The following is a 14,793-nucleotide window of genomic DNA, read 5'->3' on the forward strand; positions in this document are numbered from 1 at the left end:
AAATCGGCGGCTGCCGCCGGTATTGGACGGATCTACCTGCGGCGCTGGACAGCGCTCGGCGGTTGCGGGGCAGCGCCGATCCGTGTGACCCTATGTGCGGGAGGTCACCGAACGCGCCCGAATGGGCAGACCTGGGCCACGGGCGTCGGTTGGCCAGTCGACTACTCGTTCGGCCTCTCGAGCAGGAATGGGTCGATGCCTTACTACAGCGTGATTCTCGAAGGGATGGGTATAAGGGTCGAGGTGGCAGACGGGGGATCACCGATCATTGGCTTTTTCGCGACGCGCGCGGTTCGAGCCCAATCAGTGAAGCAAGCAGAAGAACTAGCCAGGGCAATGGTTCTCGCGGACTGGACCACTGGGGAGTATGCACCCTTGAATCAGGGTGGGGCTCCGGTGCTGAAGGTGGAGGGCGTCGACGCCTTGAGTTGGTGGAGCTTTCTGCGGTTCAAGAACACGGGGCACGTTTTCTTTACAACAGTGGACGAGGACGATGCCGAACAAGCCGTTTCAGCCGAGCGCCCGGAGGCGGGTGCCGGCTGAGCGGATTTGCTGAGGCGTCTTTCCAGGATGACCCGATGAGTACGCGCCTTGCTCTCGATCCATGGTGGCCAGCGTCGACCTGCTCGATCTGTGACACGCTGTTGGAGGAGCCTGCGCACTGGCGAAACGACCTTGGACGACTGTGCCCGTCCTGTTGCGGAGCGCTGCGCGACCTTCTTCGGGCGGGGCCTCCCGGGCGAATTGCGGAGATCTGGGGGGCTAGAAGCCGCTGAGCTGAGCCTGCCTGCCAACGCGGTCGCGGACCTCATTGACATTGAAGACGAGGCGACGCATGCCGACCTTGCGACCGCATACCGCGAATTGGCCTGTTCGGTGATGCCATCAGAGAAACGCTGTTCGTCGCACGCGGCAATGCAGAGCGCCCGTGGCATCAGGCGCTCGTCATCTTGTTGGCTGCCGAGATCGCCCCCGACGAGCTCTTCGACAGGTTGAACGCAGTTCTATGTAGGCGATAGCAGCCGGCGAGAGCCCAGCCCGGCTAACGGCCGCTGGTACCGACGGTGCACCGAGCCTCGCTCCGCTGGGCGCGGCGCCCTGCAGCCCCCGCAGGGCGTCAGGCGAGAGAGGCGTCATGAAGGGCGGCACGCTGGTACAGGCGTGTCGTCACAGGCCACGTGACCGACCGTCCGCGCGTCGGCCGACGGCATCGCGGCGAGCGGGAGCTTGAGCGCGCTCGACGTGCGCGACGAGGCGGCCATGCGCGACGCCATCGAGGACACCGCGGCCCGTGGCGGGCGCCTCGAGTCGCTCAAAATCCGAGATTCTCGACGACGTCAGCGGCAGGCACGATGAGGCGAGGATTACGACGAGAAAAGCGTATGGGTTTCGGACCTGCGAGCACGCGGAGATCGCCCGCTACCACGCGCTCGGGAACCTGTCGGAGCCCGAATGGCTCACCCACAAATTCTTCTGAGGAGGCATTCCCCCTATGCGCCCCGCGCGTGCTCTGTCAGTGTCGAGCGCGATGAACCAGCGTGACAACCCATACCAGGCGCCGCGCGCCCCGGTCGAGCCCGTCCCCGCGGGCCCATTGTCACGACGCGCTGCGAGGATTTTCGTCACGTGGCTTGTCGGGGCCTCGCTGGTGAGGGGCGCCGCGCTCGCCTTCCAGATCGGACACGCGCTGGCAGCGTTCGGCGCAGAGAAGCATCTGGCCTGGCTGCTGGCGGTCTCCGCGCTGCGCACTGGCGCTGCCCAAGTCGCCGCGTCCGCCTGCAGCGTCGCGCTCGCGTGGGAGGTCCACCATGGCCTCGGCGCCCAGCGCCCGCTCTGGCGACCGTACGCGCTCCTTCCGTTCACGGCACCCGTGGCTGCGGGCCTGATGATCGCCGTGGGCGTGGGGGCGACGACCTTTGGGCACGGCGCTACACTGCGCGCGTCGTGGCAGTCGATCCAGGAGTTCGCGACGCCCGGCGATGCGCTGTTCGGGCTGGTGCAGGCGAGCGCTCTGGCGATCGTCCTCGGTGGGTTTGCGGTGCTGCTGGGGCCTCGGCTCTCGGCTCTGCGCGCGGGCTTGCTCGTTAGGACCGTTGTGGCGCTGCTCGCGACGGGGTTGATCACCGGTGCGGTGCAGGCGGCACTCGTCGTCTTTCTCTCTTCGGGCGATGACGTGGTCGGGCCCTGACATGGCCTCTCGATCGGCAGTCGGCAGGGGTCCTGAGTTCCCTGCGAATTGGGGGCTCGACGTACATGGCTATGCGCTCCTCCAGCTGCCGCAGAACCGACATCGCGCGTGTGCGCACCTACCGACGGCATCGCGGAGAGCGCGTTCGTGTAGGCTCGGCGCGCCGAAAGGGAGCTTGACACGAACGACGTTGTCGTATGGCCTGTCCTGCGCCAGAAGAGCGGCCATATCCTCAACGTGGCATCGCTCGCCGGCCTGGGCCCTGCGCAGCTCTTCACGCCGTATGCGATGACCAAGCACGCCGTCGTCGGCCTCAGCACGAGCCTGCGAATCGAGGTGGTGGCATGCGGCGTCCACGTCAACGTGCTCTGCCCGGCAATACCCGGCCGCGGTAGAGACCCCGATCCTGGACTCCGAGAGCCCCCGCGATCTGCCGGCGGCCCCGTGGGTTCCGAACGCGCGACGCCTGCTCGAGGCCCTCGCCGGCCCGCCTTACCCGGCCGACGCGCTCGCGTGCGAGGCGCTCGATGCGGCGGCCGACGACGTGCCCGTCATCGGGCTCCCCTCGCGCGCACGCTTCCTCTGGCGCCTCGGCAGGATGTTCCCGGCGCTCGTCGAGAAGGGCGGCCGCGACGAGATCGCCAAAGAGCGAGCGACGCGACGGTGAGCGTACGAGCGCCTGCGCACGTTCGAGCACCGCGACTCCGACGCGAGCGGCCCCGCCGCGCGGAGAAATTTCACAGGGAGGCGAGGAGGCGGGGAGGAAGAAGATAATGAATTTCTCCCTCTTGCCGTCTCTCGCTCCCCGCCTCCCCGTCTCCCTGTGAATTTCTGCTTTTTTGTGGTTTCAACTCGCTTGTCGCTCTAGCTCCCATATCACCGCGGTTTCGACGCCCGACGAGCCTCTCGCTCGGCGCGGCGCCACCTCCTCTCCCTGCCTTACGGCGACGCGCCAGCCAGGGCGGAAGTAGCCGCCTTCAGTCCGCGCGGGGCAGGAACGCCCCGTGGAAGGTCTGGGGCGAGGCGTGGAGCAGGTGGACCCGCGCCGCTGGCCCATCGTCGAGGTGCGCGGCGTCCCAGACGTGGATGGCGCTCTTCCCGGCCTTCGCGTCGGTGACCAGGGCGAGCACGTGGCCGTCGCCCTCGGGAGCGCCGGGCGCGCGCGGCACGAAGACCGGCTCCGACGGGCGCTCGTGGTGCGCGACCGGCGCCAGGGTGATCGCGCCCGTGTCGACGTCGACGCGCGCGATGGCGTTTCCGTGCGGGTCGTCGGCCCGCCCCTTCGTGGCGAGGAAGACGACACCGTGCCGATCCCCCTCGACCCGGGGGTCGACGCGCGGGAACTCGCCGACGACGCCGCCGAGGTCCTCCACGAGGAGCTGCTCGCGGCCCGCGCGCACGCGGTGGCGCACGAGGACGCCGCCGTCGACGGAGGCGAGCTCGGGCCGATCCGGGTCCTTGCCGATCGAGCCGAGCGTGGCGAGCGTGCGGTGGCGAACGAGGTCGACGACGAGGTCCTCACCGTCGTCGTAGGCGTTCGCGAAATGCCACTGGAAGAACGCATCGACGCCGAAGCGGCGCACGCGGGAGACGTCGTCGATGTCGACGACGATCACCTCCGTGCCCCGGCGGGGCTCGAAGCGCACCCAGGACTCGAAGCCTCCCCACTGGAGCATCGCGCGCCCCACCCGGATGATCGCGGGCGACACGAAGAACACGAGGTGACGGCGGGTGGCGCAGAAGTCATGGAGCATCACCGGCGCCGGGAGCGGCACCGCGCCGAGCGAGCGCGCGCGCCCGTCGTCGTCCACCGCGTAGAGGTCGATCTGGGTCCTGCGCCCGTAGCGGACGCCGAAGTTGTAGCTCGTCTTCCTGGCGGCCACGCGGTGCGGGTGGGCCGAGAACGTGGGACCCAGCGCGCCGCCGAGATCGCTCTCGCCGAGCGTGTCGAGCGTCGCGGGATCGAGCTCCGTCGGCCTGCCCGACTCCACGAGCGCGAACAGCCGGCCGCCGGCGAGGAAGGGGCTCGTGTTCGCGACGTTCTTGCCCTTGCGCTTGCCCTGCAGCGCGTGGAGCACGCGCTTCGGCCAGGACAGGGTCGAGCCGTAGAGGCGCCGCCCGGCCGCGAGCTCCTCCACCAGGCCGCGGCTGCGCACGAGGCGGTGCGCGCCCTCCGCCCGACCGCCCGACAGCCGCACCGCGAGCACCCCGCCGTCGGCCTCGAAGGAGTGCGGTACGCGGACGCCGAAGAGGGTCGCGCGGGCCGGGCCCACCCGAAAAAGCGTGCCCTCGAGGCCTTCGGGCAGCGTCCCCTCGACGGCGAGCGGCGTGAAGCCGTACTCGGCCTCGAGGTCGATCGGGTGATCGAAGGCGCGCGCTCCGCGAGCGGCGTCCGTGGAGGCGCCCCCCGCGCCGGCGAAGGCGGCCTGGAGGGCGGCGTCGAAGTCGGGGGCGGACAGGGCGATGGACATGGGACCTCCGGGCGGCCGATGGGATCGACGATCACATCGGGCGCTGGTGATGTCATCATCGATCACCTTGGCGGGCGTCGAAGCGGCCGACGCACCGGCGCCGGCGCTCGTCAGTGCAGCCTGTCCTTCGCCTCGGCGAGCTCCTCGTTGATCCGCTCCACGAACGCGTCGAGGGTCATCGGGCCCTTGCTCGCGGCGGCGGCCTCGATGGCCTGCGAGGCGAGCGAGGTGAGGCGCTCGACGTAGGCGAGCTGGCCCTCGAGCTTCTCGTAGTCCCCATCGACGAAGTACCCGCTGTCGTCCTTGACGTCGAGCTCGGGCGCATAACGCTGCTTCACGTACCGCAGGATGGCGCACACCGCGACGTGCACCTTGGGGCCGGCGAACTGCGTCTTCGTCCAGTTGTAGCGGCTCCCCTCCTTGAAGAACTCGACGCCCGGCGCCTCCGGCAGGCTGGGGACGCTGACGCTGACGCGCGGCCCTCCGCCGCGCCCCGCATTCTCCTGCGCTGCGCGGGTGAGGCTGCGCGTGATGGCCGCGGACTCCGCCAGCGCCTGACGCATCATGTCCGCCATCTTCGAGTCGCTGAGCAGCGCGTGGTACGTGTGGTTGATGAAGGTGCCTTCACCGTCGAAGTGAAAGTGGAGAGGCTCGCATTCGCGGTGGGGATAGAGCGTGATCCCCTCGAGACCCGAGCACGTCACGCGCCGATCGGCGACGAGCTCCTTCATGGTCTTGCTGGGCCAGCCGGCGGCCGCGGCCTTGGCGGCGAGATCCGCGACGAGCTCGGGGACGACGCTCGGGTCGCGGAGCTTGCCCGAGTACGCGATGGAGATGCCCATGGTGCCTCCTGAACGATCTCCCCTTACTCCAGCGCCGTCGTCGAGGCCAGCGCGCGCCGGGGAGGGAGCCCTCGGCCGCGGCGACAGGGACAGTGAAAGAGCCGCCGGAGCTCCCTCGCTCCGGCGGCCGTGGGCCGCCTGGGACCGCCTGAACGTCGACACCTGACCGCGAGGCCCGGGGCTCGGCGGCTCCTTCACGTCTAGAGCGGATGTCCGCGTTCCGCTCCTCGCCTCCTCGCCGGGCTACTGGCAGGCTGTCGCGCCGAAGCAGACCGCCGGATCGTCCGCGAAGCGACGGAAGTTGTCCGCCTCCGGGTGGCCCGGGAAGGGGACATAGTAGTAGACGGCCTTGTTGTCGAAGTCGCTGCCGTCGTAGTAGGTCTGCCACGTCAGCGCGTAAGCGACGCCGGCGCTCTTGGCGAGATCCAGGAGGTGGGTGTTGTACCAGTCCTCGGTGAGCGCGCCCCGCCCCGCGTCCGGAAACAGGCTCGTTACCTCGGCGGAAGAGAGCGTGACGGCGCCCGCCGAGCCGAGGCCGTAGTTGGCCAGGAAGTCCGTCCGCAGGCTCTCATCGAACAGGGTGTCGTGCCACTTGCTCACGTGGTCTGCCGGGTAGAGCGTGAGCGACGCGCCCGCCGCGAGCTTGCTGACCCGGTGGAGGAGGTGCAGCCGGTAGGTGCCCGTCTCGGTGAGCGCGTGAGGCTTGCCCTTGGCCGCGCCGATCGCCGCGACGGCGCTCGCCATCGCCTTCATGTCCTCGAGATCTGCCGGGGACGCCGCGCGCTCGTACGGGTAATAGAGATCGATGCCGAGGAGGTCGATGAGGTCGTCGCCAGGGTACGCCTCGAGGTAGTACGCCTCCAGCAGCGCGGACGGCGGCTGGCCCTCGTTCTCGAGCGCCGCGATCGCCTCCTGGGGCGGGCTCTCGTACGCCGCGCCCAGCTCGGTGAGCTCCTCGACGAGGCGGATCCGGAGTATGTCGCGAGAGAGGCTCTCTGGATCCCTGACCTTCGCCTCGGCGGGCGTCACCTCGCTGTCGCTCAGCTTTCGCACCTTGTCCGTCGAGTACGCGAAGATCACGTTCTCCATCCCCGGCTCGCTCCGGACAGCCTCGGCGAACGTGCGGTACGCGGCGCTGTAAGCGGCGGGGCCGGTGACGGCCTGATCGTCGTCCAGCAGGGCCTGGCAGTTCCAGTAGGGCTGACCCCACCAGAACCATCCGCCTGTGTGCTCGTGGAACGGACGGAGGACGATCGGCTTGCCGTCGAGCCCGTGCTCGCGGAAGAACTGGGCCACGTACTTCGCGTGGGCCACGAGCCAGTCGCGCGCCGAGATCCCGGCGTGGGTCCCCTGCTCGATCGGCGCGTCGTTGGCGATCTTGCAGATGCACTTCAGGTTCTCCGGGATGTCCGCGCTGGAGCCGAGGGAGCGCGAATAGTACGTCTCGGCATAGAACGGGGTGCCTCCGCCCTGGGCGTGAATCGGGACGCTCTGTCCGTCGACCGTGAGGGTGGCGAGCGGCGTCTCGATGGCGTCCGCGAAGTCCGAGGTGCTGACGTCGTAGTTGCACGGGGGCGTGTGCCAGTCGACGGCGACCATCCCGCCCGGCTGCTCCAGCATGTACGCCGCGGCGTCCGCTGTGACGTCGCGGCGATTCCAGGGGACCGGATCGAAGACCATCGCGTCGAGGGAGACGCCGAATAGCCCGGGGTTCTCTCCCACGGTGGCGCCGGCGTCCGACGACCAGCCCCGCTCGCCGCGGCTGGCGGCGCCCGCCATGCTCGAGAACCAGTCGTTGGTCGACACGAGCTGCTTGGTGCCCGGATCGTAGAGCCCCCACGTGATGGCGTTCTCGTAACCGAACCGGAACTTGCCGGCTCGAGACGAGGTCCAGAGCTCCTCGAGGAGCTCGCCCCTCGGCGTGTCCGGGAACTCCGGTGTGTCGTCCGGCGTGCCTGTCGAGGTGCTCGACGACGTGTCTCCGGACGCGCTCGACGACGCGCCTCCCGAGGCGCTCGACGATGTAGCTCCGGACGTGCCCGACGACCCGCCCCCCGAGCCTTCCGGCGGCGTGTCGTCGCTCGACGACCCGCAAGCGGCCGTCAAGCACAGGAGGAATGCGGCGTAGAAGCGTGGGCTGAGCTGGATGAGATTCATGCGTTCTTCCCTGCGAACTGTGGCGGTGACAGGGCGACATGAAACTTCTTAATCGGTTCAGTGTCAACCGCCGCGTGCAGGGCCCGCCGCCGCCGGCATGCTCGCTCAGCCGGTTGCGCCGCCTCGGTCGTCCTGTCGCAGCAGATACGCTGTCTCGGGGTTCTCCCGGCGCCAGATCACATTGTCCATGAAATAGTGGTGGATGTTCACGAACACGTAGACGGCCGCGAAGTACGGTGTCGGGCCCAGGTCGGACATCGCTTCGCCGCCGCTCGAGCTCAGCACCAGCGCGCCGTGCGCGCCGTGCGCGCTGTCGAGGAGCGCGGGCGCGCCGCGGAACACGACCCACCCGAGGCCGACGGCGGTCGCCGCCAGGAGCCCGAGGCGCAAGCCGGTAGGGCGCCCGAACAGCGGCGGGCCCTCGGCGTCGCGCGCCTCGTTCCGCTTCATGAGCCAGACGAAATACAGATACTGAACGGAGTGGAGCGCCGGGATCACGTACACCATGAGCCGATCGAGGCTCGAGTAGACCGTCCAGAGCCAGATCGTGATGAGGAAACCGGCCAGCGGCGCGAGCGGCGGCGGGCGCCGCTCCACGCGCCACCTGCGCGCGAGCACCCAGAGCAGCGCGAGCGCGCTGAGCCCGAACGCGAGCCCGGTGACGGGCTCGAGCGCCGGCGGGTGCGCGAGCGACGTGTAGACCACGCCTTTCTCCTCGACCTCCCTGCCTGGATCCGCCGGGCTCGCCCACGCGTACGCCCAGGCCGCGAAGCAGTGCGCGAGGATCACCTTGCGCTCCAGGGGGCCGAACCGGAACCCACGCCGCGCCGAGAGCACCGTCAGCACGCCGAAGCCCTGCTTCACGTAGTGCCAGCCCACCAGGAGGAACATGAGCTGGATCATGAAGCCCATGGACCGCGCGGAGCCGGTCGAGAGCGCCCCGATCGCCCACGCGAGCAGCGCGGCCGGGACCAGGAGGCCGGCCAGGAGGTAGCGGGCTCGCTGCGCCGGGGCGAACGCGCCGCCGAACGCGCGGCGCCTCGCGTCCTTGTAGAACAGCAGGTACGTCACCGCGAAGTGAGGATCGTTGATCACGGACGCGGCGTGGAACGTCAGGAAGCCGATCGCGAGCTCCGCCGCGTCGAGCCCGACGGCCCTGCGGGCGAGCCACGCGAGCGGGAAGAGCACGAGCGTCGCGCCGCCGACGAGCAGGAACTCGGCGAGACGGGCGCGCAACGCGGCTCGACGCGGCGTCGCGACCGGGACTGGCAGCGTCGCGCCCGCGCTGGTCATGCGCCAAAGCTACCACACAGGGACGCCCGTACGGCGCGCGCCGCAGATCGAGCTCCGGCTCGAGGGCGAGCTTGATGCGGTGCGCTGTCGGCTCGAGGGGGGCGCGGGGGCGCCGTGGCCTCCCTCCCCCTTCGTGATCAATAAATGACGAGATCTCTCGTCACAGACAAATGACAGATCGCTCGCCGCAAATAAATGACAGTTCCGATGTCGCGCTGCCGCCGGCGGCATCGAGGGCATCCGGCGCGAAGCGGGCGCCGCTCCTCGTCCAGGTCCAGCTGTGCTATGCCGCGATCATGCGGAGTCGATCATGAGCCTGGGCGATCTGGTCGACGACGTCCCCGAGGACCCGCTCATCACCGGCGCGGTCCAGCGCGCGCTCGTCGCCTATGCGGCGGTCCTCCCCGACGATGTCCTCCGCGACGTCGAGATGCTCGCCACGAGGACGCTGTTCGTGCACCCGCTCGGGATCTCGTTCGTCGCCCGGCTCGCCCCCGGGATCCGCGTCGAGGTGGACATGGGCGACGATCTCACCGAGCAGGCGCAGCAGGGGTTCGCGGTCGGCGAGATCATGATCTCGATGATGCGCGTGCTCCGCAGGCGGTCGCGCGAGCGGGGCGAGCGTCGCTTCTTGATGCCCGAGACGCCGATGCTCATGCTGCAAGCGTTCCTGGGCTACTTCAACCCGGACCCGGCGCTCTGGACGATGGGCGACGACGCCGTGCGCGGCGCGCTGGATCGCCTCTGCGAGGCCGTCGTCGGCCTGTTCTTCACGGGCCTCGTCGTCGATGTGCTGGAGAGCCCGTCGTCGCTCGACGACTGGGGGGAGACCGGCCGCGCGCTCTCCGCGGTGCTGCCGGCCATGACCGCGGCGCTCCGCGGCGCGAGGGCCCGGCTGTCCAGGCGCGACAGGCACGCGCTGGAGACCTACGACGCCTGCGGCTGGGATGCGGCGCGGCTCGAGCGCCGGCTGGGCGGCGGCCCGGAGCCCGCCCGGCCGGCGTTCTTCGCCCTGGGCGCGGCGCTCGCCGCGGAGCTCCGCGCCTCGCCGGCGAGCTGACCCCGCGTGGCCGGTATGACCGGCGTGGCCGGCGTTGTCGCGATGGCTCGCTCCCTCGCCTCACTCCGCCCCTCCCGCTTGCCGCGCGGGCAGCCACATGCGCACCGTCGTGCCCTCGCCCGGCGCGCTCTCGATACGGATGCTGCCCTGGTGCTCCTCGATGAACCGGTGCGTCAGCGACAGCCCGAGCCCCGTCCCTTGCCCGGGCGGCTTCGTCGTGAAGAACGGCTCGAAGATGCGGCTCAGGTCCTCGGCGCGGATGCCGCAGCCGCGGTCGTGCACGTCGATCTCCACGCCGTGGATGTCCCCGCGCGGCAGCGGGCGAGCCTCGACGACCACGGCGCTGCCGTGCGGGCTGGCGTCGAGCGCATTGCCTATCACGTTGAGCAAGGCCGACTCGAGCTGCGATGCGTTCACGAGCACCTCGGGCAGCGCCGATGAGGCGCCGTCCGTCTCGAGGTGGACCCTGCGCTCGCGCGCGCGCGGCGCGGACAGGTCGACCGCGCGGCGGAGCGCCGCGCGCACGTCGCACGGCTCCCGGCCGATCGGCTTGCCGCGCGCGTACTCGAGCAGCGCCGTCACGAGATCCGAGCACCGGATCGCCTGCCGCTCGATGGTGCCGAGCGCCTTCAGCAGCGAGGCCTCGTCGGGCAGGCCGTGCCCCTTCCGGTGCCGCCGGAGCAGCAGCTGGGCGTTCATCAGGATGGCCGACACCGGGTTGTTCATCTCGTGCGACAGCCCCGCCACCAGCGTCCCTATCGCCGCCATCTTGCCCGCCTGGAGCAGCTCCTGCTGCGTCTCCGAGAGCCGCTCCAGCGTCGCCGCGAGCTCGTCGTTCTTCGCCGCGAGCTCCAGATAGGCGCGGTGCAGCCGCTCGGCGGCGCGGACTCGCGCCCTGAGCTCCAGGGGGTCGAACGGCTTGCTCATGTACTCGTCGGCGCCGACGTCGAGCCCCCCCACGGCCTCCGCGCCGCTCGCCCTCGCCGTCAAGAGGAGGACAGGGATGTCCCGGAGCGCGGGATCCCCCTTGAGGCGCCTGACCAGCTCGAATCCGTCCATCTCCGGCATCATCACGTCCGAGACGATGACATCGGGCCGCTTCGCCGCGATCGACTCGAGCGCTTCCCGGCCGTTCGTCGCCAGGGCGAGCTCGTGTCCGGCCGACAGGATGTCCGCCAGGTACGATCTCATGTCCGGGTTGTCTTCCACGACGAGCACGCGCGGCCCCTCCGCGCCGCCGCCGGCGCGGGGCGCGCCTGCGGCGGACGGCGGAGGCACCTCGAAGCCGCGGAGGTTGACCGACGACGGGGGAGGCTCGGCGGTGCCCGCGCCGTTGAGCGATCGCGGCGGCTCGGGCGCGGCGGTCGCCCGCCGCGCTGCCAGGAAATCCGCGCCGCGCGGGAGCCGCACGAAGAAGCGAGAGCCGACCCCGGGCTCGCTCTCCACGCCGACCGTGCCGCCCATGAGCTCCGTGAGCTCCTTGGCCAGCGACAGCCCGATCCCCGTCCCCTCGTGCTTTCGCGTCGCCGAGGCGTCGATCTGCTGAAACCGTTGAAAGAGCAGGTGTCTCCTGTCCGCCGGGATGCCAGGGCCGGTGTCCTCGACCGAGAGCTCGAACAGGCCATCGAGCGCCCGCAGGTCGACGGTGACGCGCCCGCCAGGCGGGGTGAACTTCAGCGCGTTGCCCAGCAGGTTGAGCGCGATCTTCTCGAGCTTGCGCCGATCGGCGGGGACCCTCCGCAGCTCGGGATCCACGTGAATCGAGAGATCGAGCCCGCCGCGCGCCGCCGCCGGGCGAGCCTCCTCCACCATGTCCGAGACGAGCTCTCCGACGTCGACGGCCTCCCAGTCGATCTGCATCTTGCCGGCCTCGATCTTCTGGTGATCGAGGACATCGTCGACCAGCCGGCGGAGCCGCCGCCCGCTGCGCTGGATGAGCTCGAGGTCCGCCCGCACCCGCGGCGAGAGCGGTTCGTCCCGGCTCGACAGGAGCGACTCGAGCGGTCCGAGGATGAGGGAGAGCGGCGTCCGGAGCTCGTGGCTCATCACCGTCAGGAACTCTCCCTTGGCGCAGGCCGCGGCGTCCGCCGCCTCCTTGGCCTTCTGGAGCTCGATCTCCATCCGTTTGCGCTCGGTGATGTCCGCGTAGATCCCGAGGATCCCCGTCACCTCGCCCCGCTCGTCGCGGATGGGCACCTTGCTGGTGAGCAGGAACCGCTGCTCGCCGTCCGGGCGCAGCAGCGGCTCCTCGACGTCGAGCATCGGGGTGCCGCCCTCCATGACCTCCCGGTCGATGCGCACGAAGCACTCCGCGTTCTTGCTGCCCCACACGTCGAAATCGGTCTTGCCGACGAGGTTCTCCAGCACCTTCGTGTTGGTGTCATTGAGGAAGTTCTGATTTCCCCCGAGAAACCGTCCTTGACGGTCTTTCCAGAAGATGGCGTGGGGGACGTTGGCGATGACGTACTTGAGCACCGCCTGCTGCTGGTCGGCGGGCGCCGGCGTCCACTCCTGGGCGGCGGTGCCAGTCGGGGCCTCGTCCGGCGGCGCTACACGGGACGTCCGCGCGCGTGCTTCGCGCGTCCGACGGGCCGTGAGGAGCCTGCTGATCTTGGCAGAGAGGCGGTAGAGACGTCTCATCGTCGTATCGTCACAGGAGCATAAGGCCAGCGCGGGCGACATCAAACCTGCTCAGTAACGGGACGCCGCGGTCGAGCGCGTGCGGTCGTGAAAAATGACGCCCGAGCAGGCTGGCGCGTCCGATCCGCCGCTCACGTCGCCGCCGGGCGCTGTGGTAGCGCCTGGTGTCGGTCCCGTCGAGCCTTCCCGGCGGCGCTGGCCTGCGCGTCGCTGGCCTCGTCCCACAGGCCCTGAACGCCACCAGCTCTGCACCGGCGCCCGCGCGCCGGCGCCTGCGCGGTGAGCGCCGCGCTGCGGTGCGCGTGACAGTCACGAAACAAAGGCGCGGTGCGTCACGAGGGCGCGTCAGGCGCAGAGGAGCCGGGGGAAAGCGCTTTCATCGCCTGGTCAACGGGTCCGTCCCGCCGTTGCGCCGTGACCGAACCATTACCGCGGGCCGCTCACGACGGGTGTTATAGAGGCCGTGCTTGTCATTAGGAGGCAGCTCAGCATGATTGAGGATCCGCAGGTCATCCGCAGCGCCGGCCTCCAGCCGATCGGCATCTGGCGCAGCGGGCCCTGGCTCCCCGCGTTCACATCGACAGACTTGCGGGAGGCCGTCTCCTGCGTGCGAGAGCCGGTGCACGTGGTGCGCGAGACGCCGGATGGGCGCGTCGGCGTGTCCCGGGGCGGCGCTGTCCTCCGCGAGGATCAGGTCAACGGGGTCCCGACGTTCCCGCTCCTCGGAACGCTGCCCGCCCTGTACCCGGAGTGGCTCGGAGACCGCTCCTTCGTCGAGGTCCACGGCCTGCGCTTCCCCTACGTGGCCGGCGCGATGGCGAACGGCATCCACACCACGCGGCTCACGATCGCGATGGCCAAGGCAGGCATGATGGGGTTCTTCGGCGCCGCAGGCCTCGGGCTGCACCGGATCGAGCAGGCGATCGACGAGATCTCGGCGGCGCTCGGGACGGGCGGCCCCACCTGGGGCTGCAACCTCATCCACGCTCCGAACCAGCCCAGGCTGGAGAGCGACACGGTGGAGCTCTACCTGAAGAGGGGAGTCCGGCGGGCCGAGGCGGCCGCCTACATGGGCCTGAACCCGATGGTCGTGCGGTTCGCCTACAGCGGCGTCAAGCGCTTGCCCGACGGCCGCGTCGACCGGAAGAACCACCTGTTCGCGAAGATCTCGCGCCCGGAGGTCGCCGCGCGCTTCCTGTCGCCCGCGCCGGCCGAGATCCTCGACACCTGCGTTCGCAACGGGTGGCTCACCCGCGACGAGGCGGAGCTCGCGCGGAGCCTCCCGGTCGCCGAGGACATCACCGTGGAAGCGGACTCCGGCGGTCACACCGACAACCAGCCCCTCGTCGCGCTGTTCCCGGTGATCCTCGGCGTCCGCGACGAGCTCGCGGCGAAGTACGGGTATCACCGGCCGATCCGCGTCGGCGCCGCCGGCGGCCTCTCCACGCCGGAGTCGGTCGCCGCCGCGTTCGCGCTCGGGGCGGCGTACGTGCTCACGGGCTCGGTCAACCAGTCGTGCATCGAGTCGGGCCTGTCTGACGAGGGCAAGAAGATGCTGGCCCAGGCCGATCTCCCGGACGTGGTGATGACGCCGGCCGCCGACATGTTCGAGCTCGGCGTGCAGGTCCAGGTGCTCAAGCGCGGCACGATGTTCGGTGTCCGCGCGCAGCGGCTCTACGACCTCTACGTCGCCCACGACTCCATCGAGTCGCTGCCCGGCGACGTGCGCGCGCGCATCGAGAGGGAGCTGTTCCAGATGTCGTGCGACGAGGTGTGGGCGGGCTGCGAGCGGTTCTTCGCCGAGCGCGACCCGGCCGAGCTCGAGCGCGCCGCGCGCGAGCCGAAGCACAAGATGGCGCTGATCTTCCGCTGGTATCTCGGCATGTCCAGCAAGTGGGCGATCGCCGGGGACCCGAAGCGGCGCGCCGATTACCAGATCTGGTGCGGCCCGGCCATGGGCGCGTTCAACCGCTGGGTCAAGGGGTCGTTCCTCGAGGACCCGGCGCGCCGCACCGCGGTCCAGGTCGCGCGCAACCTGCTCGAGGGCGCGGCCGTCGTCACGCGCGCGCAGCAGCTCCGGACGTACGGCGTCCCCGTGCCGAGCGCCGCATTCCACTTCACTCCTCGCCCGCTCGCCTGAGC

Annotated in this window: 10 protein-coding genes; 5 read left to right on the forward strand and 5 right to left on the reverse strand. The window is 70.2% G+C overall.

Going from position 1 to position 14,793, the window contains the following annotated elements:
* The first annotated feature begins 195 nt into the window (after positions 1-195).
* The 3 genes from WMF22_RS04560 (at position 196) to WMF22_RS04570 (ending at position 2,962) form a co-directional block, all read left to right on the forward strand.
* On the forward strand, positions 196-543 hold the full coding sequence (locus WMF22_RS04560) for a hypothetical protein (RefSeq protein WP_438034960.1): 348 nt from the start codon (positions 196-198) through the stop codon (positions 541-543).
* A 985-nt stretch (positions 544-1,528) separates the two neighbouring features.
* Positions 1,529-2,188, forward strand: a complete 660-nt coding sequence (locus tag WMF22_RS04565; RefSeq protein ID WP_438034961.1) for a hypothetical protein — start codon at positions 1,529-1,531, stop codon at positions 2,186-2,188.
* A gap of 237 nt (positions 2,189-2,425) precedes the next feature.
* The gene (locus WMF22_RS04570) at positions 2,426-2,962 is read left to right on the forward strand and encodes an SDR family NAD(P)-dependent oxidoreductase (RefSeq protein ID WP_438034962.1); all 537 of its coding nucleotides are present in this window, start codon (positions 2,426-2,428) and stop codon (positions 2,960-2,962) included.
* 203 nt (positions 2,963-3,165) lie between these two features.
* Here WMF22_RS04570 and WMF22_RS04575 read toward each other — a convergent pair whose 3' ends face one another.
* The 4 genes from WMF22_RS04575 to WMF22_RS04590 form a co-directional block, all read right to left on the reverse strand.
* A complete protein-coding gene (locus WMF22_RS04575) occupies positions 3,166-4,659 on the reverse strand; it encodes a carotenoid oxygenase family protein (RefSeq protein ID WP_438034963.1) in 1,494 nt (497 codons plus the stop codon).
* 110 nt (positions 4,660-4,769) lie between these two features.
* On the reverse strand, positions 4,770-5,501 hold the full coding sequence (locus tag WMF22_RS04580; RefSeq protein ID WP_437297888.1) for a hypothetical protein: 732 nt from the start codon (positions 5,499-5,501) through the stop codon (positions 4,770-4,772).
* A gap of 243 nt (positions 5,502-5,744) precedes the next feature.
* Positions 5,745-7,658: a glycosyl hydrolase gene (locus tag WMF22_RS04585; RefSeq protein WP_438034964.1), complete on the reverse strand. Its 1,914-nt coding sequence runs from the start codon at positions 7,656-7,658 to the stop codon at positions 5,745-5,747.
* A 105-nt stretch (positions 7,659-7,763) separates the two neighbouring features.
* Positions 7,764-8,951 carry a hypothetical protein gene (locus WMF22_RS04590; RefSeq protein WP_438034965.1) on the reverse strand — a complete coding sequence of 396 codons (1,188 nt, stop codon included), beginning with the start codon at positions 8,949-8,951 and terminating at the stop codon, positions 7,764-7,766.
* Between the two features lie 310 nt (positions 8,952-9,261).
* Here WMF22_RS04590 and WMF22_RS04595 point away from each other — a divergent pair, with 310 nt between their 5' ends.
* A complete protein-coding gene (locus tag WMF22_RS04595) occupies positions 9,262-10,011 on the forward strand; it encodes a hypothetical protein (protein ID WP_438034966.1) in 750 nt (249 codons plus the stop codon).
* 60 nt (positions 10,012-10,071) lie between these two features.
* Here WMF22_RS04595 and WMF22_RS04600 read toward each other — a convergent pair whose 3' ends face one another.
* Entirely contained in the window at positions 10,072-12,651 is a 2,580-nt protein-coding gene (locus WMF22_RS04600) for an ATP-binding protein (RefSeq protein WP_438034967.1), read from the reverse strand.
* 490 nt (positions 12,652-13,141) lie between these two features.
* Here WMF22_RS04600 and WMF22_RS04605 point away from each other — a divergent pair, with 490 nt between their 5' ends.
* A complete protein-coding gene (locus WMF22_RS04605) occupies positions 13,142-14,791 on the forward strand; it encodes a PfaD family polyunsaturated fatty acid/polyketide biosynthesis protein (RefSeq protein ID WP_438034968.1) in 1,650 nt (549 codons plus the stop codon).
* Positions 14,792-14,793: the final 2 nt, after the last annotated feature.

This window comes from Sorangium sp. So ce204, from assembly GCF_051526795.1.
Taxonomy (GTDB): Bacteria; Myxococcota_A; Polyangia; order Polyangiales; family Polyangiaceae; genus Sorangium; species Sorangium cellulosum_B.

Bases quoted from the DNA above. Each gene is read 5' to 3' on its own strand.
- WMF22_RS04565 (WP_438034961.1), top strand. From the start codon at position 1,529: ATGAACCAGCGTGACAACCCATACCAGGCGCCGCGCGCCCCGGTCGAG.
- WMF22_RS04575 (WP_438034963.1), bottom strand. From the start codon at position 4,659: ATGTCCATCGCCCTGTCCGCCCCCGACTTCGACGCCGCCCTCCAGGCC.
- WMF22_RS04585 (WP_438034964.1), bottom strand. From the start codon at position 7,658: ATGAATCTCATCCAGCTCAGCCCACGCTTCTACGCCGCATTCCTCCTG.
- WMF22_RS04580 (WP_437297888.1), bottom strand. From the start codon at position 5,501: ATGGGCATCTCCATCGCGTACTCGGGCAAGCTCCGCGACCCGAGCGTC.
- WMF22_RS04595 (WP_438034966.1), top strand. From the start codon at position 9,262: ATGAGCCTGGGCGATCTGGTCGACGACGTCCCCGAGGACCCGCTCATC.
- WMF22_RS04600 (WP_438034967.1), bottom strand. From the start codon at position 12,651: ATGAGACGTCTCTACCGCCTCTCTGCCAAGATCAGCAGGCTCCTCACG.
- WMF22_RS04590 (WP_438034965.1), bottom strand. From the start codon at position 8,951: ATGACCAGCGCGGGCGCGACGCTGCCAGTCCCGGTCGCGACGCCGCGT.
- WMF22_RS04560 (WP_438034960.1), top strand. From the start codon at position 196: ATGCCTTACTACAGCGTGATTCTCGAAGGGATGGGTATAAGGGTCGAG.
- WMF22_RS04605 (WP_438034968.1), top strand. From the start codon at position 13,142: ATGATTGAGGATCCGCAGGTCATCCGCAGCGCCGGCCTCCAGCCGATC.